Raw genomic sequence first — 22266 nt, 5'->3', positions numbered from 1 at the left:
GACCGCAATGCGACGGAATCTGATGATACGGCTGAAGGATTGGGCGGCCTCTCCCAATCGCAAACCGTTGCTGCTGTACGGGGCGCGCCAGACGGGAAAGACGTACCTGCTGACCGAATTGGCCGAAACCATGTTCTCCGGGGAACACGTCAGATTCGACGTGGAACGCGACGCACGCGTGCGGGCGGCGTTTGAGCGGGATCTCGAACCGTCCATACTGCTTCGACGGCTGTCGCAGATCGCAGGACGCGTCATCGAGCCGGGACGGACGCTGCTGATTCTTGATGAGGTTCAGGCCTCGAACCGCGCGCTGGCCGCGCTCAAGTACTTCTGCGAGGACATGCCGCAATTACATGTCGCGGCGGCTGGAAGCCTGTTGGGCGTCGCCGTCAATCGACAGGGGTTCAGCATGCCGGTGGGCAAGGTCGATACGCTGACGTTGCGCCCCATGGGTTTCGACGAGTTCCTCGAGGCCGTGGGGGACGGCGCTCTGATTGCGGAGATCCGCGATTGCTATGAGCATGGGGTCGCATGCTATCTGCACGAGGCGATGCTGGAGCGCTTCTGGCAGTATCTCATCGTCGGCGGCATGCCCGAGGCCGTCTCCACGTTCGCCGAAAACGGCGACTATGCGTCCGTGCGCGACCGTCAGCTGAATATTCTGGACCTGTATGCCGCCGATATGGCGAAATACGCCACACCGGTGGAATCGGCGCGAATCCAGGACACATGGAACAGCATTCCCGCACAACTCGCCAAGGAGAACCACAAGTTCCAGTACAAGCTGGTGAGGAGCGGCGGGCGAGCGGCGGTGTATGGGCCGGCGATCGCCTGGCTGCTTGCGGCCGGTCTTGTGGAGCGCTGCGTGCGGGTCTCGGATGGGCGGCTGCCGCTCGCCATGCATGAGGACGCTTCGGCGTTCAAGATCTACATGGGGGATACGGGGCTTCTTGCGGCGCGGAGCGAACTCGATCCGGCACTGGCCACCGATGCCGGATACCGCAGACGCATCGATTTGGGCGGCGTGGTCGAAAACCATGTGGCGCAGGCGATGACGGCGAATGGGATACCGTTGCGGTATTGGACGAGCGGCAACACCGCGGAGCTGGATTTCGTCATTCAGATGCCCGGCGAACCGGTCGGGGTGCCGGTCGAGGTCAAGTCGTCCGACAATACGCGGTCGCGCAGTCTCACGGTTTATCGCGGAAAATACGAACCGACGCAGGCCATCAGGCTGTCCACCAAGAACTTCGGCGTCGAGAACGGCATCCGCAGCATCCCGCTGTACGCCGCATTCTGCATAGGCGGATAACCGTGTGACGCCGGGAACAGTACCAGAGCAGGCGGCCCGTCACCCATGACGGGCATCCGCACCTTGCCGGCACGGCCTTTGTTCTATTTGTTCTATTTCCTACTTGCCAACATGGCTGAAACCATTGGAATGACTGGGGTTCGCGGCGCTCTGTGATGCAGTGGCCGTTTGTTCTATGGATTTTCTATTCTGTTCTATTTGTTCTATTAGCGCTTCGGACGATCGATTATCTCGAAGCGATGTCCGTAGACGACGGGCCGTCCTCGACCGCCGACATCGCCCGGCGCATGGGCGAGACCATGGACTACGCGAACATCTACCGCCAGCGGCTGCTGGACGAGCACGTCATCTCCTCCCCCGCACGCGGCACGGCGGATTTCGCGATCCCGTTCCTGCGCGAATACCTGCGCAGCCGCCCGCGCGACTGAACGCTTCATCACCCTCTCTGCGCGATTTTCGTGCGCTATCGGCACGATTTGCGCACGAAAATCGCGCAGAGAGATGAACGCCCGAGCGCTCCACGCACGTGGAACAAAGCGTCATCCGACGTCGAAGAACCAGCTTCTCATTCGACTTTGTATAGTTACGACTATACAAGTCGTGACTATACATTGATGCGGCATGCAACAGCAACGGCGGCGGATGCGACCGACTCCAATACGCGATACGCGCACAGACCTTCAAAAGCCGTACGATTTGCATAGTAGAGTCTGTAGGATACGCACAGTAGAATCTGTAGAATCTGCATAGTAGAGTTTGTAGGATCTGTACATTAGAGTCAGTACGGTGTGCATAGGGACAATTCCGAGCACCTTTACGCCAAACAACTTCGAGAAGAAGGAACCCATGATCCCCCGCACCCTCGCCAACGAAATAACGACTTCCATGCGAGAAATGCCCGCAGTCACCCTGACAGGCCCCCGCCAAAGCGGCAAAACCACCCTCGCACGAAACCTATTTCCCGGCTACAGATACCTTTCGATGGAAGATCCGTTTACAAGGGAACAATTCCTAGACGACCCGAGGTCATTTGTTTCCATATACAACGACCATGTCATATTCGACGAAGCACAGCGCACGCCAAATCTATTCTCGTATCTCCAAGGAGTCATCGACGCCAACAACCACCCCGGCCAATTCGTCATCACCGGTTCCCAGAATTTCCTGCTGATGCGCAGCATCTCACAAAGTCTCGCAGGCCGCGTCGCAGTCCGGCATCTTCTACCGTTCGCCTATTCGGAACTCGCCGACGCAGGACTGGCACCCGAAAACCTATCCGAGTGGATCATCAAAGGAGGCTATCCCCGACTCTACGAAACCACGATCCGAACGTCGAACTACTACCGGGACTACGTGGAGACTTACGTGAACCGCGATGTGCGAACCGAACTCGGCGTGCGAAAACTAGCAGATTTCCAACATTTCCTGACACTCTGCGCGTATCAAATCGGACAGACCCCACAGACAATGATGCTGGCAGATAAGTGCGGCATCACACGCGCCACCGCGCAGGACTGGCTTTCCATCCTCGAATCAAGCTTCATCCTGTTCCGCATCATGCCCTACTACAACAACTACGGCAAGCAACTGGTGAAATCCCCCAAAGTGTATTTCTACGATACCGGTCTGGCCAGCAGCCTCATGGGTATCACCGACATCGACCGGCTCTATGACTCCCCCATGAAAGGCCACCTGTTCGAAAACGCCGTAGCCTGCGAGATCATCAAGCACTTCCTTATGCGGGGAGAACGCCCCGGGCTCTTCTACTGGCGCGACAACCACGGCACGGAAATCGACTTCCTCATCGAAAGAGGCGGAGTGCCCCATTACATCATCGAAGTCAAGTCCTCGACCACCTACGATCCACACGCATGGGCGACCATCGACAAACTGGCGGAACGCATGGACGTGGATGTCGAACACCGCATTCTGATATATGGAGGGAACGAATCCATGATGACCCGACACGGACATGTCATCACATTCACCGACATCGGACATCTCGTCAACTGACGCGATACGCATAATCGCATACGATCATCAAGCAACAAGGAGTACTGACCGGAAAACAAGGTTGACCGTCACGGGACGGCCTCATAGACTATCTACTATCTATACATAGATAATAGATAGGAGGAGTGTGATGGCTACTGCGACAGTCTCCGCAAGCGTCGACGCCAACGTCAAGGCCGTGGCCAACGACTACATCAGGAAGGCCGGACTCACCCCAAACGAACTGATCCGCGACCTGTGGGAGAGCATCGCCAACACGGGAGTCGTTCCCGAGTTCGACGATGCGGGCGACAAGCGCAGGCAGGCGCGATTGGCCGCCTTCAGGAACGCCCAGAACATCATCGCGGACCTCCCCCACGGCACCGTGCTGGACACCATGACCTACGACGACATGCGCAGGGAGTTCGAGAACCGTGACATCTAAGCTCCTGCTCGACACAAACATCCTCGTGGACTACGCCGTCGAGAACCGACCGGAACACGATCCGGCAGCCACGCTCATGGAACGGATCGCGAAGTCCGAGATCGCCGGGCACGTGACCTCCGGCTCCCTGAAGGACTTCCACTACCTATGCAGGAAGCCTCTGGGCGAGCCCGCATGCCGACAGCTCATCCGTCAATTCCTGGTACTGCTGGACGTCCTCCCCGTCGGACAGAGGGAATGCGACGATTCCGCATACTCCGACGAACCCGACTTCGAAGACGGCCTGATTCGCGCCGCCGCCGAACGCAACGGCATCGACTTCATCATCACACGCGATTCGGATGCGTTCGCCCATTCGCCCGTACGAAGCATGACCGCACGCCGATACCTCGCGCTGTTCGGCCGGTGACCACTCAGGCTCAGGCTTTCGGAATCGCAGCCGAAACAGTGTGACGTGTGGCGTGATGTCCCTTCCGCAGCGTCACAGGGCGCCACGGAAGGCGCGGGATTGGAGGGAAGCGAACAGCTCGTCGTCCAAGGCGAGCGCACGCTCCGCCTTCGCCCGCGCCGCCGCGATCGCCTCCACCCGCCGCGCAAACTCCCGCTGCAGCGCAAGCGGCGGCAAAATCACCTCCAGCTTGCTGAGAATCTTCAGATTGATGTTTTTCTGTGCAGATTCAGGGGCTTGACGTTCCAGTATTTCCTGAAAGAACGTAAACCAATAATGGATAAAGAGGTTATTGGTGTTTTCATTCGCGACAAATCCCACCACACTATCAGGAAAACAGGCATCAAAATCGAGGATAGCCGTTTGCGCAATATTGGCAGCAATGGTAATGCAGAGCGTTCCGCGATGCCACATTCGGCTTTGCGACAACCCCAATTCGGAATATGTGGATGTGTAATCTCGTATATACAGCTTTGCATGAGTGACATCGCCAGTTTGAATAAGAGGATAGGGGCCACCAAGCAGCTCGGGCGCATTACGCGGTCTGAACTTCGACACTCCACGCTCAACGCTTCCCAATGCTGATAACGCCGCATATTCCCACCCTTTAGGATTGGAAACCGGATCACCGAACATCTCGACGAAGAGAGAGCGCGGGAGTTCGTCGTAGTCGGCGAGGAGCTGGCGGCGCTTCGCGCGAATCGCATCCGCCCTGTCCAGGATTTCCACGATTCTCCGCTGCTCAGATAAGGATGGTAGCGGAACCGGAAACGCAAGCAACTCTTCTTCTTTGATCCGCTGACGATTGGTAATGCCCTTGCTGCGCTGTTGAATGGCACGTTGCAACTGACCGGCTCGGAAGAAATGCATCAGGTATGCCGGCAGCACCTGCGATTCGTCAATGCGAAACACCGGGAAATCCTTGCTTACCACAGCGCCGTCAAGCTCATCGGGCACGATGGCGAATGCGTTATTCCGCGCATCGATGCGCGAGTAAACCAACTGCCCCGCATGAATACGATATCCGGTGAACGCCACCGGCGTTTTCCCGTCTTTGATGGGACGCTCGACGGCACCGCCGCATTTGGAACGAACCGTCACGAAGGTCTCATCAGCGGTGTCGACGATGCGTTCCGGAACCGCATCGAAGGTCAGCAGTTTGGCCAGCTTGACCATGCGAGATGTCGCTCCATCGCCGCCATGCGCCGCACGTTTCCCCATCGGCGAGGTTCCAACCACGGAATCAGTCATCGAGCAACCCTTTCAATCCACAAAACGCAACGAACCGCCCGACGAGTGGCGGGGCGGCGTGTGCGATGCTCGACCGTAGGCTTGGCCGAGCGGCCTGGAGCGTGTCGAGCGTCGTATACGCCGCCCCGACACGGCCACCGCCGAAACTAGAACGATTCAGGACTCCACTCACGCCAGCATCTCCCGCAATGCCGCGACATCGGCCGCGATCGCGGCGTCGAGCGACGCCATCTCATCCAGAATCTCCGCGGGCGCGCGATGCGTCTCCTCCTCGTATTCGATCTCCTTGTACCGGTTGAGGCTCAGGTCGTAGTCCTGTTCGGCGACCTCCTTCTTCGGCACGCAGAACGACTGTTCCGTTCTCGCCCGCGAGCGCTCGGGCTCCTCGCCGCGCCGCGCCCATCGCGCCACCATGTCGGGCAGGTCGTTCGCCTCGACGGGCGTGCGCTTGTCGTCCAGCGAGTATCCGTCGGCGCGCACGTCGTAGAACCACACGTTGTCGGTGCCGCCGCCGTCGGTCTTCGTGAACGCGAGGATCGCGGTGCTCACGCCCGCATACGGTTTGAACACGCCCGCCGGCAGTTTGACGACCGCGTCGAGCTTCTGCTCCTCGACCAGCGCGCGGCGCAGCTTCTTGTGCGCGGTGGTGGAGCCGAACAATACGCCTTCGGGCACGATGACGGCGGCGCGCCCGCCGATCTCGAGCATGTCGAGGAAGTGCGCGAGGAACAGCAGCTCGGTCTTCTTCGTCTTGGCGCGGCGCAGCAGCTTCGCGCTGGTGGCCTCATAGTCGAGACTGCCGGAGAATGGCGGATTGGCGAGCACGAGCGAATACCTGCCCGCGTCCTCGTCGCCCGCCTCGCTCAATGAGTCCTTGTAGTGCACGTTCGGATCGTCGATGCCGTGGAGCATGAGGTTCATGCTGCCGATTCTGAGCATCGTACGGTCGAAGTCGTAGCCGTGGAACAGGTCGGTCGCGTACCGTGCGCGCAATCGCGGGTCGCTGAACGTTTCGGGATGGTGTTCGCGCACGTATTCCGCGCTCGCCACGAGGAAGCCGCACGTGCCGCACGCGGGATCGCAGATCGTGTCCTCGGGCGTGGGCGCCATCATCGAGACCATCGCGTCGATGATGTGGCGCGGCGTGCGGAACTGTCCGTTGACGCCGGAGCTGGCGATCTTGGAAAGCAGATACTCGTACAGGTCGCCGTTCACGTCGGAGTTCGTCATGTCGATGTCAGAGAGCATGTCGACGGTCTTGGCGAGCAGCATGGGCGTGGGGATCGTGAAGCGCGCGTCCTTCATCTGCTCCGCGTAGGAGGATTCCTCGCCGCCGAGCGCGCGCAGGAACGGGAACACGCGGTCCGCGACCGTGTCGTACATGGCCTGCGTGTCGGTGAGCTGGCTGAAACGGCTCCAGCGCAAGTCCTGCTGGGTGTCGTCGAAAACGGCGTGTTCTATGGGTTTGCCGGTGCGTCGGGCCTTGTTCTCCGCACGCTGCTGGTTCATGTCCAGCCTGCGCATGAACAGCAGGTAGGTGATCTGTTCGATGACCTCCAGCGGATTGGAGATCCCTCCCGACCAGAACGCGTCCCATACGCGGTCGATCGTGTTGCGCACTGCGGAATCAAGCATGCGTTTCATCTTACCGGCCATGTGCGGACGCGGGAATACGACGGTTGCCCGCCGCAGCGTTCGCATGCTGCAGCGGGCAACCGGGTATGCCGGGTCAGCGGTCGCCGGAGCGACGGCGACGGGCCGTGGCGAGCGCGATGCCGGCACCGGCGAGCGCCGTGGCCGCGAGCGCGCCGAGAGCGACGTCCGCGCCGGTCTGGATCAGCTTGTCGCCTTGCGTCTTGTCGCCATCCGTCTTGTCGCCATCCGGCTTGGTCGCTTCCTTGGCCTTGACGGTCACGGTGCGCACCACGGTGGCGGTGGCGCCGCCGGAATCGGACACGGTGTAGGTGAGCTTGTAGACGCCGGGCTTGGCGGTGTCCACGGAGCCTTCCACTGCGATCCGATCGGTGATGGTGCCATCCTCCTCATCGGTGGCGGTCACGCCGGCCAGCGCGTCGAAGGTGGTGCCTTCGGTGATGGTCACGTCACCCGCGCCGTGGATTTCGGGAATCGCGTTGATCGGGGTCGGGTCCGGATTCGGGTCCGGGTCCGGATCGGGATCCGGGTCGGCGGCTTCGACGGTCACCACGGCCTTCGCCCGCAGCAGGGTCGAGTCGATGCCCTCCAGATCGCCGCCGAGCGTGACGGTGCCGGCCGCGGTCTCAGCGGACCAATCGTGCGCGTCCCACGTCACCTTGACGTCCTTGACGGAGTCATCGGAATACGTGACCTTCACGGTTTCCGGCAGCTTCGGCGTCTCGCCGGCCTTCACCGTGGCGGTCGTCTCCGCTGCGGAGACCGGGGTGGCGGGAGTCGGGTCCGGATCAGGCACGGAGGTGGCCTTCGTGGCGGAAATCCAGCTCAACACCGGACCGGTACCGGTGGCGGAGGTGAGCGTGAACGTCACGGTCTTCGCCTCGCCGGCGGGAATCGTCACGTCGCCGGAAGCGATGACCTTGCCGCTGTTCACGGAGGCGTAGGCGAGCTCCTGCGCCACGGACATGCCGTCGTAGCTGTAGGTGATGGACGTGCCTCGCGTCTGGCTCCACCAGTCGTGCATGCCGAGGGAGACGGTGTGCGTGCCGGGCTCGAGCGTGAGCTTGTAGCTCAGCGTGCCGTTGTTCCCGTCCTCGCCCGCGTAGATGCCGGACTCGTACGGGTCCGCGTTGCCGTCGTTCTTCACGCCGTAGTTGGAGGACGCATTGCCCCAGCCGTCGGCTTCGGTGAACGCCTGATCGGCCTTCGCGTTCTTGAGGCCGCCGTCGGTGAGCTTCGCCGCGGAATCGTACGTGGCGGACGCGTCGCCGCCGTTCACGTCGATGAAGTAGTCGAGGTTCGATTCGATCTTCTGCACGGTGGCGGTGGCGGGCAGCGTGGTGCCTTCGACGATGCCCTGCACTTCGGTGGGGGCGTACGCCTTGAGCTTGGACGCGTCGGCCTTCCAGTCGACCTTGCGTTCCACGGTGCTGCCGTCGGCGAGCTTGACGTTCACCTTGTCCGGCAGGGCGGGCGTCGTGCCGTCGACGAACGCGACGGTGCCGGCGACCGGCTCCACCGAGACGGCGGCGTCGTCGGCCTGACGCTGCACGCTCACCCAGCTGAGCACCGGATCTCCGCCGGAACGCTGCGAGGTGACGAACGTGACGGTGGCGTCCTTGTCGAGCGTGAAGGTGAGCGCGCCGGACGTGGAGTTCCACGCGCCGGTCTTGTTGCTGACGGTCACGTCGGCGCCGGCGAGCCAGTCGTCGCCGTTCCAGGCGGCGAAGTTCACCGTGCGGCCGTTGTACTGGCCCCACCAGTCGCGGTAGCCTGCCTTGACGGTGTAGGTGCCGGCCTTGAGATCGGCCTTGTAGAGGATGTCCTTGCCGCTCTTGGCCCAGTAGCCGGTCTCATAGGTGTCGTTCGACGTGGCGTCGTAGCGTTCCACGTCGGTGCCGATCTCGCTGGCGAGTCCCCAACCGTTGTCTTCGGAGTAGACCTGGTCGCTGGCCTGCTGCTTGGCGACATCCTTCGAATACTTCTTCAGGGTGGTGAAGTAGTCGGATTCGTCGCCGGCGGTGGAGGCGGCGTCCATGAACAGGAACGTGTTCTCCGGGTAGATGGTGGCGGTGTGGGCGACCGTGACGCCATTCAGTTCGGGCAGCGTTCCGGTGACGGTGACCTCGCCCATCGGCTGGTCGTCGCCGACATACGCGTTCCACACGACCTTGGTGGTCGTGGTCTTGTCTTCGCCGCCGCGCTGGACTTCCAGCTTATCCGGCAGGGAGGCGATCAGCGAGGAGACGGAACCCGCGGTTTCGGGCAGTTTGGTGACCACGTTGACGGCCTCGTACTGGTTGAGTTCGTCAAGCGTCCAGTCGCCGCGCGGGATGACGCGCAGCTTGTCGCCGCTGAACTGGATCGGGGTCATCACATAGCGCGACTGGCTGATGTCGGCGCCGGTGTCCGGGTTGAACCAACGGTCGCCCCAGTAGATGAACAGGCCCTTCTCGGGGTCCACGGGAATCACGGAGCTGGACTGCGTGTAGAACGAGTTGCTCGGGGACTGCTCGTAGCCGTCGCCGGCCACGAACGGCACGCCGCCGTTCGAATACGGTCCCATGATGTTGTCGCCTTCGGAGACCATGTACTCGTTCTGGTTGGGCGCCCATCCGGTGGTGTGCGAGTAGATGATGTAGTAGCGGCCGTTCCACTTGACGGGCGCCGGCGATTCACGGCTGTCCCAGGAGACCGTGTTGTACGTGTCGCCGTCCTTGACGGAGGTGCCGCGCTGCTCCTCGCTGATCGGCTTGGCGAGCTTGGTGTAGGTGGAGTCGAGCAGGGAGATCGTCATGTCCGTGTTCTCGTCGCTCGCGTAGACGAGGTAGGCGTCCTCGACGCCGTCGTTGTTCTCGTCCTTGCCTTCGTCGGTGTACAGGTTCATGTCGCGCAGCATGCCGGGGTTGCCGGAATTGTCGCCGGTGTTGAGGCGGAACGAGCCCAGGTACTTGTACGGGCCGGCCGGGTCCGAGGTGGTGCTGATCGCCACGCCGCCCTTCGCCTTGGAGTAGGTGGCGGTGTCTTCGTCGCCGTACTTCGGTCCATCGGCGTGGAACCAGATCACCCAGCGCTTGGTCTTGGCGTTGTAGATCATCTTCGGACGTTCGAACACGCAGCTGGTCTTCGTCGGGTTGGATCCGTCGCCGTACAGGGCCTTCAGGTCCCACAGCAGTTTGTCGAGCGCGGCCTGCGGGCTGTCGACGTTGTAGTTGGAGGCGTCGTTGGCGAAGACGCTGAAGTCCTTGCCGTAGATGTTGGTGTAGTCGGGGTCGCTGGCGATGTTGTCGACGTTGTAGTACTTCTGGTAGATCTTGTCGGCGCCGTTCAGCTTGTCCTGCAGATCCTGGTCGCCGAGGTAGGTCTGGAATCCGAGTCCTTTGTCCACCCAGTTGAGCAGGTCGTCCGAATAATAGATGCGCACGCCGTGGGCCACGAGACGGTCGGTCTTGTCCTCGCCGCACCAGATGTACACGTAGCCGTCGCCGTTGGCGTCGAGCTTCTGGTCGGCCGCGGCGAGCGTGGAGGTCTTCGCGCGCACGATGCCGGCGCCGTGGGCCTGGATGAGGTCGCCCTTGTCGTCGAACATGCGGGCGCCGTTCGTGCCGGTGATGCCGGTGTAGTGGTAGATGAAGCGCACGGCGTCGAAGGCGGACTGGAGCTTGTCCGCGGCGGCCGTGATCTGCTCTTCGGTGGCGGAGCCGTCGTCCACGATCTTCTGCGCGGCGGTGCGGGCCTCCTTCAGGGCCTTGAGATCGTCCGCGTTGGCCTTCCACGTGTCGTACGGCGCGGTGCCGGAATCGTCGGCGCGCCATCCGGAGGCGAGCGGCTTCAGGTCGCCCTCCTCGGTGGAATCAAGCAGCGTCTTGAGCGATGCGGTGTCCGCGACCGGCGCCGGAGTGGCGGCGGCCTTCTCCGCGGATGCGGTCTCGTCGCCGGACGCGGAGCCCGCGGCATTCGCGGAGTCAACGGATGCGTTGGCGGAGTCGGCGGATGCGTTCAGCGCATCTTCGGTCTGCTTGATCGCGGCATCCGCCCCGTTGGACGTTTCCGGTGTTGATGATTGAGACGTCGACGCTTCCAGCGCGGACGAAGCGGACGCGGATGCGTCCGTGCCTTCCGCCGCAGTCGCGGGCATGGCGATTGACGAGCACAGCAGCAGCGCTGCCGCTGCGGTGCCGACGATTCGCTTTCCCCGTGGCATGGTGTTCCTTTCCTCTATGATGCCCCCCTCGGGAGCCGACGATGCGCGCCTATGCGGCATCGGCATTGGGGTCATCCTCCGATGTGTTGCGAGGGTTCCCGCCTCCTTTACGGCGAGGGTTCCCGCCTCCTTTACGGGATGTCCTCTCGTCGGCCTCATTGACTGCAGGTACATCATCGGTGATGACGTTCATGAATGGTTACGCAACCATTCATGTGGCGAAAATAACACTAGCAAAAACATGAGAAGACCACAACAAAGCGCCGAACTCCGCGATTCCTACAGTGAATCACCGTTGCTCTTGACTGACATTCCACTACTGGCAACGCTAACACAAGGCGGTTGCCAATGCCAGCAATTTCATACCTGACGCTATCTGGCCTCAGTGCCCGACATCCCCACCCGACCTCAGCGTCCCTGCCCGCCCAGGGCTTCGCTCCGACCACCACACCGCCCGCACACGCGCACCACCCGCACACGCGCACCCGCGCAATCCACGTAGAGGAATCGTTCAATTATTCCGTGGCGATGCGGCGATCCCGCCGCCGCGTGAGCAGAATGGAGGCTATGCCCACAGCCGCCATCATCATCGCAGTAGTCATCGGTGTCGTCGCCATCATCATCGCGGCCGCGCTCGCGTTCCGTGCGTACCGCAAACGTCGTCTCGCGGAGAGGCTCGTCGAACGCGACGACGACCAGGTGCACTACGCGTTCATCGTGAACCCGTCGAAGCCGCAGGCGGACGCACGCCGCGCGCACATCGAACGGTTCTGCGAGGAGAAGGGGCTCACGCAGGTCGAATTCATCGACACGCAGCTCGACAAGGACGGCCGCGCGTGCGCGCTCGAAGCGCTGGCGCACGGCGCGGACGTGGTCGTCGCGGTCGGCGGCGACGGCACGGTGCGCACGGTCGCCTCGGCGGTCTCCGGCACCGGGCACGCGCTCGGCATCGTTCCGATCGGCACCGGCAACCTGTTCGCGCGCAACATGGGCATTCCGGTGGACGATATCGACGCGGCGCTCACCGTGGCCACGTCGCACGGCTCGCGCCGCGTGGACATGGGGCGTCTCGCGCTGCTCGACCACCCGGATGAGGATCACGCGCACGCGTTCCTCATCATCGCGGGCGTCGGCTTCGACGCGGCGATGATCGACGACACGGATCCGGCACTCAAGAAGAACATCAGCTGGCTCGCGTATTTCGTGGGCGGTGTGAAGAACCTGTTCGCGCCGAAATACCATGCGGACGTGACGGTCACCAGCTGGAACGGCGAACGGCACGAGCGCAAGGGGCTCGTGTTCCGCACGTTCATGGCCGGCAACTGCGGGCAGATTCCCGTGTTCTCACTGATGCCGAACGCCTCGTTCAACGATGGCCTGCTCGATTTCGAGGTGATCGACACGACCGGCGGCATTCTCGGTTGGGCGAACCTCTTCGGCGACGTGGTGCATCAGACGATCACGGGCAGACCGGGGCAGAACCCGCTCTCGACGAATTCCACGATCGACCAGATCCAGGGCGTGAGCGCGGAACTGCTGTTGGACGAGCCGGCGCTCGCGCAGGTCGACGGCGACATGTTGCCGGAGACGCGGCACATCCGGTTCACGGTGGAGCGCGAGGCGCTGATCGTGCGCGTGCCGGAGGTCATGCCGGGCGATCCGTCCGCGACGGGCACGATGGAGCCGATCAAGTAGGCGTCAAACGGCGGCACCGTCGGTGACGCGGGCCACGTGCAGGGTGAGATAGGCGATTTCGTCCGCGGTGAGCGTCGCGTCGAGACGCAGTTCGATGAGCGCGGCGATGTGGCGCGCGCACGCGAACGCATCCGGATAGGACTGTTCGATTGACGCGACGATGGCCTCGGGCTCGCGTTCCAGCTGCTCATGCTGGTGGACGCGCACGAACAGGTAGCGCAGATGCGTGATGAACCGCCCCACATTCACGGAATGCTCGTCCAACGTGATCCGGTACGTGCTTTCGATGACGGCGAGCAGCTGCTGGATCACGCCGGTCATCGCATACGTGTTGCTCAGGTCGCCGGTCGCGAACCCGGCGTTGACGAGGTGCAGCGCGAACGCGACGCTTTCGCCGTCGGGCAGGACGCCGCCGAGCCTGCGGTTCAATGCGTCGCGCAACGCGCGTCCCTGCGCGTATTCGCGTTCATAGAGCGAACGCACCTCTTCGGCGAGCGGGTAGGTCACGGCGGGAATGCCGTTCTTGATGCGCCGCAACGCGCCGCACACGTGGTCGGCGAGCGCCATGACGAGCTTCGGGCTTTGCGCGGATTCGCCGCCGAGGCCGATCTCATCCATGGATTCGGAGACGAGTCTGACGATTTCGGGAGGGATGTCGCCGAGCAGCTGCGCCATGTGGTCGGGGTCGCGGCCGTCCGCGGGGACGAACATGCGCGCCACTTTGGCCGGGTCGACGCTCATGCCGGGTTTCGCTTTGAAGCCGAGTCCGCGGCCGGTGAGGATGACTTCGCGGCGGCCGTCCTTCGCGAGAACGACGTTGTTGTTGAAGACACGAAGTATTTCCATGGCATCCCTTTCACACCGCAGGATTCGTCAATGGTACTGCATGCGCGGCCGCACCGGCCCCCATGGGATCCGATGGATTCCGGGGAGCCGGTGCGGCGCGTGGTGGGCGACGGCCGGTGGGGCCGCCCGTCACCGTCAGTGTTCGACGGCGATGACCTCGTCGCCGGCCTTGACGTCCACGTCGGTCTTCGGCGTGACCGCGGTGAGCATGGCGGTGTTGAGGACGGTCATCAGCGTGGTGGTGCTGTAGCCGGCGGCCTTCACCTTGTCGAAGTCGACGGTGACGAGCTCGTCTCCGGCGTTGACGCGGTCGCCCTTGGCTACGGCCACGGCGAAGCCCTCGCCGTTCATCTTGACCGTGTCGATGCCGACGTGCACGAGCACTTCGACGCCGTCGTCGGTCTTGAGACCGAACGCGTGGCCGGTTTCGGCGACGGTCTGCAGCACGCCGGAGACGGGCGCCTTGACGACGGAGGCCGACGGCACGACGCCGACGCCTTCGCCGAGGGCGCGGGAGGCGAACACCGGGTCGCCGGCGTCGTCGAGGGAGACGACGTGGCCGGCGACGGGGGCGAGCACCGCAGTGGTCGCGGCTGCCGGCGCGGGCGCGGATGCGGCGGGCGCGGCAGGGGCCTCGACGGCGGCGGGCGCGGCCTCAGCGGCCTCAGCGGCCTCGCCCTTGCCGACCTTGGCGGCGACCGCTGCGGCGGCACGGGCCTTGACCTCGGCCTTCTGCTCCGGGGTGCGGTAGTCCATGACGATGATGAGCACCATAGAGGTGATGAACGCGGCTGCGATGGACACGGCGTACACCCACATCTGGTTGAAGACCGGGATGGTCAGCAGGGAGGTGAAGGCGAACGCGGTGGTGGTCACGCCGTGCACGATCTCGCCGGAGGCGACGGTGGCCGGGAACAGCCAGCCGAGGACGGCGATCACGACGCCGCCGACGCCACAGCCGACGAGCATGCGGGAGTAGATGAGCTTGTAGCGCAGGTGGATGCCGTAGAGGGACGGCTCGGAGACGCCACCCAGCAGGCCGGCGGCAAGGGCGCCGATGGAGGTCTGGCGCATCTGGTCGTCATGGTCGCGGATGGAGAGGAACAGCACGCCGGCGGTGGCGCCGAAACAGGCGAAGTTCCACGTGCCCATCGGGCCCTGGATGAAGTCGTAGCCCATCGACTGGATGTTCATGAGCATGAGGGCGTTGAGCGGCCAGTGCAGGCCGAGCGGCACGAGGAACGGGTAGAGCAGCGGGATCGCGATGGCGAAGATGAACGGGGCGTGCGAGTTCATCCAGGCGAGGAAGACGCCGAGGCCGTTGCCGGCCCACACGCCGATCGGGCCGATGATGAACGCGGTGAGCGCGCCGACGATGATCAGCGAGAAGAACGGCAGGAAGACGAGCTGGACGCTTTCGGGGATGATGCGCTTGAGTCCGTGGTAGACGAGGGCGAGCACGGCGGCCATCATCAACGGCACGAACACGTTGCCGGAGTAGTCGGACAGCTGCATCGGCAGGCCGAACACGGTCGTGGTGCAGGAGGAGGTGCCGAGGGTGGTGTTCTCCACGCAGCTGACGGCGTCGCCCCACGTCTTCGTATCGGACAGGGCGGTGAACTGCGGGGTCATGAGCGCGGCCATGATGGCGCCGCCCAGCCACGGGTCCACCTTGAGCTTCTTGGCCGCGTTGTAGGCGACCATGATCGGCAGGAAGTAGAACACGCCCTTCCACAGCGCCTTGATGAACATGAGGCCGGTGTTCGCCTCGTCATTCGGGATGACGCCGAGGGAGATGAACAGGTTGACGAGCGCGATGATGATGGACGCGCCGAGCAGCACGCCCAGGATCGGGCGGAACGAGTCGGCGAGGTATTCGAAGAAGTTGTCGAGCCATGCGACCTTGCCGCGCACGCCCTGGTTGCGCTTGGCGGCCTTGAGCTCGGCGTCGCTCATCTCGCCGTCCGAAGCGTCCTCGGCGGACGCGCCGGCGCCGACGCCGGCCATTTCGGGCAGGTGCATGATCTCGTCATACACACTCGCCACCTGGCCGCCGATGACGACCTGGTAGCGGTCGCCGGACTGGGGCACGCCGCCCAGCACGACCTTGTTGGCGTCGAGGGAGGCCTGGTCGACCTTGCCTCCGTCCTTCAGCTCGAAACGCAGTCGGGTGGCGCAGTGCGTCAACGACTTGACGTTGGCGGCACCACCGACGGCGGTGATGATCGCCTTGACATCGTCCTGATGCGACATCGTGTTCTCCATTCCTTCTTTCGTGTTGCACGGTTCCCCATGCGCCGGGTCAACGTTGGCCCAGATAACGAAAAAGACCTGAGGCAAGAGTCTGGGACCATAAGCGCATATGCATATGGTTCGGCTCACGCCTCAGGTCTTGCCTCGAAATCTTGAGTAGCAACCCTGCTAAGGAAACTGTCGGAGACTATAACAGAACGGTAACGATTGCGCAAGCCCTTTCGCACCGCGCCGTGTCGTGAGGGCTCACATCTTGGCGCCCGCATGTTCAACGACTGTTCACACACATTTCAGAACAATTGGTCACAAAAAGTTACGTGTTGTCCACCGTCACCGCCGTACAATGGGGTTCATGGTAGCAAACAACGCGGGACTTCCCGCCACCCCAGCAGATCTGATCAACGTCGATGAGGTCATCGGCAAGTACTATGACCTCGTCCCCGATCCGTCCGTCCCCGAGCAGCGTGTCATCTTCGGCACCTCCGGCCACCGCGGATCGTCCCTGAAGACCTCGTTCAACGAGGCCCACATCGTCGCCATCTCCCAGGCCATCGCCGAATACCGCAAGAAGGCCGGCGTCACCGGCCCGCTGTACCTCGGCTCCGACACGCACGCGCTGTCCGCCCCGGCGAAGAAGACCGCCATCGAGGTGCTCGTCGCCAACGGCGTGCACGTGCGCATCGACTCCCGCGACGACTTCGTGCCCACCCCGGTCGTCTCCCAGGCGATCCTGACCCACAACCGCGCGGCCGACGGCACGCAGCGCTTCGAGGGCGAGGGCCTCGCCGACGGCATCGTCGTCACCCCGAGCCACAACCCGCCCACCGACGGCGGCTTCAAGTACGATCCCGTCACCGGCGGCCCGGCCCCGGCCGACGTGACCAACGCCATCGCCGCCCGCGCCAACGAGCTGCTCGGCGACTACAAGAACGTCAAGCGCGTGCCCTACGAGGAGGCCGTCAAGTCCGAGTACGTCGAGGGCTTCGACTTCCGCGAGCACTACGTGGCCGACCTCGGCAACGTCATCGACTTCGACGTGATCCGCAACTCCGGCGTGCGCCTCGGCATCGACCCGCTCGGCGGCGCCTCCGTGAACTACTGGCCGCTCATCAACGAGAAGTACGGCCTGAACATCGGCGTGGTGCGCCCCGAGGTCGACCCGACCTGGCGCTTCATGACCATCGACCACGACGGCAAGATCCGCATGGACCCGTCCTCGCCGTACGCGATGAAGGGCCTCGTGGACCAGCTCAACGCCGGCGCGTGGGACAAGTACGATCTCGTCGGCGGCACCGACCCGGACGCCGACCGTCACGGCATCGTCTGCCCGAACTGGGGCGTGATGAACCCGAACCACTACATCGCCGTGTGCGTGGAGTACCTGTTCGGCGGCAACCGTCCGGGCTGGCCGGAGGGCGCGGCCGTCGGCAAGACGCTCGTCTCCTCCTCCCTGATCGACCGCGTGGCGGCCTCCATCAACGCGAAGGTCATCGAGGTGCCGGTCGGCTTCAAGTGGTTCGTCGACCCGCTGTTCTCCGGCGAGGTCGCGTTCGGCGGCGAGGAGAGCTCCGGCATGAGCTTCCTGCGCCGTGACGGCCGCGTGTGGACCACCGACAAGGACGGCCTCATCCCCGACCTGCTGGCCGCGGAGATCACCGCCAAGACCGGCAAGAACCCGGCCGAGCTGCACAAGGACCAGGTGGCCCGCTTCGGCGAGTCCTGGTACAAGCGCGTCGACACCCCGACCACGCTCGAGCAGAAGCAGAAGTTCGCCAAGCTCACCGGCGACGACGTCACCGCCACGCAGCTCGCGGGCGAGGACATCACCGCCAAGCTCACCGAGGCGCCGGGCAACCACGCCAAGATCGGCGGCCTGAAGGTCACCACCAAGGACAACTGGTTCGCGGCCCGCCCCTCCGGCACCGAGAACATCTACAAGGTGTACGCCGAGTCCTTCGAGAGCCCCGAGGCCCTCGACAAGGTGCTCGCCGAAGCCACCGAGGTCGTCGACAAGGCCCTCGCCGAGTGACGACACCCGTGACGCGTTAGATCGCGTCCATCGCAATGCAATAAGGCTCTGCATTGGATACATCTCCAGTGCAGAGCCTTATTGTGTTGAGGTTTCCGCCGTCGTCGTGGGCGTGCTGTGCCGCAAGGGACTGCAGGGGCGTAGTTGAGGGCGACTGCGTACCGCCGTCGCCAGGCATCGCATGTTCCGACGAGCCGCGGCAAGGGATGCGCCCCGGCCCTACCGCGGCAGTCGTATGCGGATGTGCCATGTTCCGTGCCGGAATGTGCGGGACATGGCACCGCCGAAACCGGTTATCCGTTCCTCAAGCAACGCAAGGCCGAATCCCGATTGCAAGTTGCGTCGGAATTCGCCGGCCCCCTCCTCCGCATCACCACCAGCACCACTCACAATTACGCCATTGCTTTGTTCGATGACGATGCCGTCGTTCCCGCATTGCAGGACCAGCCGGTACGGCGTCTTCATATCCGCGTGACGAGCGATGTTGGCGCACAGTTCCTTGATGCATTGACGAATCACCCGCGCCAAGGACGGGGACAACGCGCATCGATCAGCCTCCACTCGGATCGTTCCGTGGAACCCCAGATTCCGCAGCCACTGCTTCTGGCTTTCGCAATATCGGACGATATCCGCGGCATTCGATTCCACATCCTCGGTCTCCGACAGCAGTCGGATGACCGCATGAGTATTGTCCAGCGCCGCAAGCGACAACCCGTTGATGTCACGCATCAGCGCGCGGCCGCCATCCCCGGAAGCAGCCTCGGAAGCGCTCCTGTGCACATCACCGGGATCATCACCGAAATCACTCTCGCCCGCGCTTTGCGACAGCAACGCGATCGCGGACAGCTCGCCGGTGACGGCATCATGCAACGCACCAGCCGCATGCAGCTTGTCCGTCAGCCGACGCTCACGTGAAATGCGACCACGATAGGCGAACATCGTACCGACCATGAACGCCGCCGCGTTGATGAGGAACACCGCACCCAGCCGTTCCACCGGCTCACGCCATACCACCACGGGAACCCCTTGCCCCACCCATATCAGCAGCAGGCAGCAGAGCGCCGCCCATGTGCGCAGCCGGTACGAGAGATACCCGACGCACGTCATCACTCCAAGGGCCAGCATGTCCGGCTGGCTTCCGGGAACAAACGCCGCAATCACATATTCCCCGACGCACAACACGCACGCAGGTATCGGCAGCCACACGAGCAATGCCAACGCCGCCACCTGCACGGCGGCGAACGCAATGGGCACCGCATCGGAGAGCGCCGATTCCGAGAACACCGCATCCGCGTCCATCCACCAGGCGATGGCGCTGGCGAGTACGGTCAGGCATCCAAGCAGCATGCGCCATCGCACGCCATGCCCGGACATGTCGTCGTCCATCGGCCGCAACAAACCGGTTCCGGCGTTCCCACCCATCATGCGGTCCAACATGCGCCCCAGCGTGCGGCCCATCGTCCCACTCATCGGTGTTTCGCCTGATTCCATTTGACAAGGGCCTCTCCCAGCGTCCGCGCGTTCAGTTTGATGCGGGCATGCCGTGCGTGCGACCGCGCGGTGGATGGCCGCACGCCGAGCCGCCGGGCGATCTCGTTGAGATTGAGCCCTTGCGCGCTGAGATTGAGCGTCTCCATCTCCGGCCATGTCAATGTCGCCGCCGGTTCGGCGGGAGCGCGTCGGATGCGCTGGAACGCGGTCACGGCATCCTCGAAATGCACATCGGGAGCGTCGCTCGACGGCATCGTTCCGCCGTCGGCAACACGTCTGACGGCCTGTTGCAGCATTCGCATGTCCTTCTTGCCGATGATTCCCTGCGCGCCCGCATCGGCTGCATCCGCCGCATACAGTTCAATCGGATACGAGGTGATCGCCAGTATCGGCGGATGCGGGGAGTCGGACCGGATGAGCCGGCACAGCATCGGCCCGGGCATGTCGGCGAGTCCCATATCGACCAGCAGCACGTCGGGCCGATCGTCATCCTCCACGCATCGGACGAACGCGTCATGCCCCGAAGCCGTCTCCCATGCCAGCCGCGTGCCCGGCATCCGTGAGATGATCACGCGTAGCGCATACAGCGTGATGGCGTCATTGTCGATGATGCCGACCGCGACGCTCGTCCCGTCTCCGTCGCCGTTTCCACGCGCTTCATTGGACTGTCCCATATCCGCAGTGTATCGCCGATGCCGGCGCGACGACGACCGCCGGCGCCACCGTTCTTCCGATTCGTCATCAAACGTTGCGCGCACATATCATCGCCGGTGTAGCGACGACCGCCGCGACAATCGTTGATGTCTCCACGCGACTTCGTATGAGCGGAAGCCTTCCTGGATACGATGGCATCGCAAGGCATATCACCGCAGAGAACGCCGGGCGGTATGCGCCACGACACCCACCGATGATGCTTATCAGACGACGATGAAGGAGCCTCCATGTCCGCCTTTGCCTCACTTCTTGCGCGCGCCCCTCATGTTCCCCTCTTCCGGCGAATCGCGCTCACGGCAATCGCATGCACCGCCGCCGTCGCGTGCTGTCTGACTGCCGTCATCACGGCGTCGGCGCTCGACCGCGACGGCACTGCCGCCGCCGCGTCGTTGCGCGACAACGCCTGTATCGGCGACGCGGCCGCGCTGGCGTCCACGACCGACGGCCGTTCCCTGTTCGTCTTCAGCAAAGACGGTACGATCTGCCGCGTCCGAGCCGAGGACCTGTCCGTGGCGGGCGTCGCGCACGTGGACGACGGGTTCGCGACGGCCACGCCGCACGTCGAGTTCACGCCGGACGGCGGCACGATGCTCGTCAACGGCACGGGAGGCGTCGTCGCCGTCGACGTCTCCGATCTCGGCACCACGTTGTTCCCGTCATCCGCGGACGACTACATGCCCTCCCCGGACGGTACGCACATCAGCGTGATCGAGTCCGCCGGCGACGCCGCATCATCCCGCTCATGGACGGTGCGCACGTTCTCCGCGACGGACGGCGGCGGCAGCGTCACCGTGCCGCTGCGGTTCCCCGGTTCCTTCGACGCCGCGCGCGTGCGCGACGTCATGCCGTACACGATGAATTCCACGGGAACGGTGTGGTTCGTCGGCGTCGATGACGGCGACGACGGTTCCGTCGGCACCAGCACCGAACAGTCGCTGCGGCTGATGGCGGTCGATGTCGCCACCGGCGCAATGACGGATATCGCGGATGACGCGTCGGCCACCATATATGCTGTGGGCGCCTACTCCGCAGGGGCGGACAAGCAACGCGTGTTGTATATGGGGACCGCCGATGCTCGCGTACTCGCCATCGACGTCGACGCCTACGAATCCGGTTCGGTTGGAGCGACGGTCGTGCGCACGGTATTCGAACGGCATCTTCCGCTCGACCGTATCCTGCTCGCCTCGAACGGCGCGCGCATGCTCGTCGGCATGACCAACGGCAAACTCGTGGTCGACGCGGGTACCATGCAATGGCTGGATGCGGGAGGACTCGTCTCGTCCATCAATCCCGACGGCACGCTGTTGTATTCGCTCGACCGCCAAGGCTCGTCCGACACATCACGCGCGGGCGATTCAAGCGGGACGACGGACGGTGCAGACGATGCGGTCGTGCTGAGAGTAAACACCTTCGACGAAGACGACCCCGCGGTCACACGAGCACTGCGATTCGCCGGCTCCGGCGCCATCTACGACCACGCGGCCGGATGGACGTATTCGCCTGACGGCGGTACCTGGTACGTGCTGCTCGCCGCCGCGGCGGGTGGCGGGAACGCCGTCGCGGGCCAACAGCACGGTGCAGACCGTCCGGGCGTGCTGCTCGCGGTGGACGTGTCACCGTTCACTGCGGAATCCGTCAGCCGCGCGGATACCTCCGCCGAACGGCAGGCACCTCCGCTCAGTACGACGGCGATGGCCGTCGTCATCGCCGTCGCCGCACTACTGGTCGTACTGATAGCCGTCATGCGACGCCGCACCTCCTGGTGACGTGGCGGCTTAGAACGAAGACCCGTCGATATTCCGGCATCGGTTCCGTGGGCCTGCGGTGCCGCTGTGACCGAACCTGCGCAGTCTAGAACGCAACCTGCGCAATTGGAGACCGAACCTGCGCAGTCCGGGCAGCAACCTGCGCACAGGGGTGCTGAAAGAAACCC

General features: G+C 63.6%; 15 protein-coding genes. 8 read left to right on the top strand and 7 right to left on the bottom strand.

Features of this window, described 5'->3' with window-relative positions; all coding sequences use genetic code 11:
- Positions 1–7: 7 nt before the first annotated feature.
- The 5 genes from BFAL_RS09930 to BFAL_RS09910 all read left to right on the top strand — a co-directional run bounded on the left by BFAL_RS09930 (position 8) and on the right by BFAL_RS09910 (position 4158).
- Positions 8–1312 (top strand): ATP-binding protein, encoded by a 1305-nt coding sequence (locus BFAL_RS09930; protein ID WP_082440528.1) that lies wholly within the window; start codon positions 8–10, stop codon positions 1310–1312.
- Positions 1313–1467: 155 nt separating this feature from the next.
- Positions 1468–1740 carry a DUF8462 domain-containing protein gene (locus BFAL_RS09925; protein ID WP_503089873.1) on the top strand — a complete coding sequence of 91 codons (273 nt, stop codon included), beginning with the start codon at positions 1468–1470 and terminating at the stop codon, positions 1738–1740.
- 418 nt (positions 1741–2158) lie between these two features.
- Positions 2159–3325 carry an ATP-binding protein gene (locus BFAL_RS09920; protein WP_055428218.1) on the top strand — a complete coding sequence of 389 codons (1167 nt, stop codon included), beginning with the start codon at positions 2159–2161 and terminating at the stop codon, positions 3323–3325.
- A gap of 130 nt (positions 3326–3455) precedes the next feature.
- Positions 3456–3749 (top strand): type II toxin-antitoxin system RelB/DinJ family antitoxin, encoded by a 294-nt coding sequence (locus BFAL_RS09915; RefSeq protein WP_055428217.1) that lies wholly within the window; start codon positions 3456–3458, stop codon positions 3747–3749.
- Positions 3739–4158, top strand: coding sequence for a type II toxin-antitoxin system VapC family toxin (locus BFAL_RS09910; RefSeq protein ID WP_055428216.1), 420 nt, complete (start codon positions 3739–3741; stop codon positions 4156–4158). Before BFAL_RS09915 ends, BFAL_RS09910 begins: the two co-directional genes overlap by 11 nt.
- 72 nt (positions 4159–4230) lie before the next feature.
- On the opposite strand, the gene BFAL_RS09905 is transcribed toward BFAL_RS09910, so the two are convergent.
- The 3 genes from BFAL_RS09905 to BFAL_RS09895 all read right to left on the bottom strand — a co-directional run bounded on the left by BFAL_RS09905 (position 4231) and on the right by BFAL_RS09895 (position 11305).
- Positions 4231–5448 carry a restriction endonuclease subunit S gene (locus BFAL_RS09905; protein WP_152973643.1) on the bottom strand — a complete coding sequence of 406 codons (1218 nt, stop codon included), beginning with the start codon at positions 5446–5448 and terminating at the stop codon, positions 4231–4233.
- A 168-nt stretch (positions 5449–5616) separates the two neighbouring features.
- Positions 5617–7083, bottom strand: a complete 1467-nt coding sequence (locus BFAL_RS09900; RefSeq protein ID WP_055428231.1) for a type I restriction-modification system subunit M — start codon at positions 7081–7083, stop codon at positions 5617–5619.
- Between the two features lie 94 nt (positions 7084–7177).
- Positions 7178–11305 carry an immunoglobulin-like domain-containing protein gene (locus tag BFAL_RS09895; protein WP_055428214.1) on the bottom strand — a complete coding sequence of 1376 codons (4128 nt, stop codon included), beginning with the start codon at positions 11303–11305 and terminating at the stop codon, positions 7178–7180.
- 567 nt (positions 11306–11872) lie between these two features.
- Between BFAL_RS09895 and BFAL_RS09890 the strand changes: the two genes are divergently transcribed.
- Positions 11873–13000, top strand: coding sequence for a diacylglycerol/lipid kinase family protein (locus tag BFAL_RS09890; RefSeq protein ID WP_174514777.1), 1128 nt, complete (start codon positions 11873–11875; stop codon positions 12998–13000).
- A 3-nt stretch (positions 13001–13003) separates the two neighbouring features.
- On the opposite strand, the gene BFAL_RS09885 is transcribed toward BFAL_RS09890, so the two are convergent.
- Together BFAL_RS09885 and BFAL_RS09880 are read right to left on the bottom strand one after the other, a co-directional pair.
- Positions 13004–13846, bottom strand: coding sequence for a PRD domain-containing protein (locus tag BFAL_RS09885; protein WP_055428212.1), 843 nt, complete (start codon positions 13844–13846; stop codon positions 13004–13006).
- Between the two features lie 135 nt (positions 13847–13981).
- Positions 13982–16099 (bottom strand): glucose PTS transporter subunit IIA, encoded by a 2118-nt coding sequence (locus BFAL_RS09880; RefSeq protein WP_174514776.1) that lies wholly within the window; start codon positions 16097–16099, stop codon positions 13982–13984.
- 352 nt (positions 16100–16451) lie between these two features.
- Between BFAL_RS09880 and pgm the strand changes: the two genes are divergently transcribed.
- A complete protein-coding gene (gene pgm, locus BFAL_RS09875; protein ID WP_055428210.1) occupies positions 16452–18128 on the top strand; it encodes a phosphoglucomutase (alpha-D-glucose-1,6-bisphosphate-dependent) in 1677 nt (558 codons plus the stop codon).
- Between the two features lie 219 nt (positions 18129–18347).
- Here the strand turns inward: pgm and BFAL_RS09870 are convergent, their stop codons facing one another.
- Positions 18348–19586 (bottom strand): sensor histidine kinase, encoded by a 1239-nt coding sequence (locus BFAL_RS09870; protein ID WP_152973642.1) that lies wholly within the window; start codon positions 19584–19586, stop codon positions 18348–18350.
- A gap of 8 nt (positions 19587–19594) precedes the next feature.
- Positions 19595–20293 (bottom strand): response regulator transcription factor, encoded by a 699-nt coding sequence (locus BFAL_RS09865; RefSeq protein ID WP_055428208.1) that lies wholly within the window; start codon positions 20291–20293, stop codon positions 19595–19597.
- Positions 20294–20560: 267 nt separating this feature from the next.
- On the opposite strand from BFAL_RS09865, the gene BFAL_RS09860 reads away from it, so the two are divergent.
- Positions 20561–22099: a hypothetical protein gene (locus tag BFAL_RS09860; protein ID WP_055428207.1), complete on the top strand. Its 1539-nt coding sequence runs from the start codon at positions 20561–20563 to the stop codon at positions 22097–22099.
- Positions 22100–22266 lie beyond the last annotated feature (167 nt).

It is taken from the genome of Bifidobacterium aesculapii (assembly GCF_001417815.1).
Classification (GTDB): domain Bacteria; phylum Actinomycetota; class Actinomycetes; order Actinomycetales; family Bifidobacteriaceae; genus Bifidobacterium; species Bifidobacterium aesculapii.
Note: the sequence above shows the minus strand (reverse complement) of the source record. Positions and strands in the feature narration are given on the sequence as shown.

What these genes read in the sequence shown, in the direction of transcription:
- BFAL_RS09930 (WP_082440528.1), top strand. Translation starts at nt 8, where the DNA reads ATGCGACGGAATCTGATGATACGGCTGAAGGATTGGGCGGCCTCTCCC.
- BFAL_RS09925 (WP_503089873.1), top strand. Translation starts at nt 1,468, where the DNA reads ATGCAGTGGCCGTTTGTTCTATGGATTTTCTATTCTGTTCTATTTGTT.
- BFAL_RS09920 (WP_055428218.1), top strand. Translation starts at nt 2,159, where the DNA reads ATGATCCCCCGCACCCTCGCCAACGAAATAACGACTTCCATGCGAGAA.
- BFAL_RS09915 (WP_055428217.1), top strand. Translation starts at nt 3,456, where the DNA reads ATGGCTACTGCGACAGTCTCCGCAAGCGTCGACGCCAACGTCAAGGCC.
- BFAL_RS09905 (WP_152973643.1), bottom strand. Translation starts at nt 5,448, where the DNA reads ATGACTGATTCCGTGGTTGGAACCTCGCCGATGGGGAAACGTGCGGCG.
- BFAL_RS09900 (WP_055428231.1), bottom strand. Translation starts at nt 7,083, where the DNA reads ATGCTTGATTCCGCAGTGCGCAACACGATCGACCGCGTATGGGACGCG.
- BFAL_RS09895 (WP_055428214.1), bottom strand. Translation starts at nt 11,305, where the DNA reads ATGCCACGGGGAAAGCGAATCGTCGGCACCGCAGCGGCAGCGCTGCTG.
- BFAL_RS09890 (WP_174514777.1), top strand. Translation starts at nt 11,873, where the DNA reads ATGCCCACAGCCGCCATCATCATCGCAGTAGTCATCGGTGTCGTCGCC.
- BFAL_RS09885 (WP_055428212.1), bottom strand. Translation starts at nt 13,846, where the DNA reads ATGGAAATACTTCGTGTCTTCAACAACAACGTCGTTCTCGCGAAGGAC.
- BFAL_RS09880 (WP_174514776.1), bottom strand. Translation starts at nt 16,099, where the DNA reads ATGTCGCATCAGGACGATGTCAAGGCGATCATCACCGCCGTCGGTGGT.
- pgm (WP_055428210.1), top strand. Translation starts at nt 16,452, where the DNA reads ATGGTAGCAAACAACGCGGGACTTCCCGCCACCCCAGCAGATCTGATC.
- BFAL_RS09870 (WP_152973642.1), bottom strand. Translation starts at nt 19,586, where the DNA reads ATGGGCCGCACGCTGGGGCGCATGTTGGACCGCATGATGGGTGGGAAC.
- BFAL_RS09865 (WP_055428208.1), bottom strand. Translation starts at nt 20,293, where the DNA reads ATGGGACAGTCCAATGAAGCGCGTGGAAACGGCGACGGAGACGGGACG.
- BFAL_RS09860 (WP_055428207.1), top strand. Translation starts at nt 20,561, where the DNA reads ATGTCCGCCTTTGCCTCACTTCTTGCGCGCGCCCCTCATGTTCCCCTC.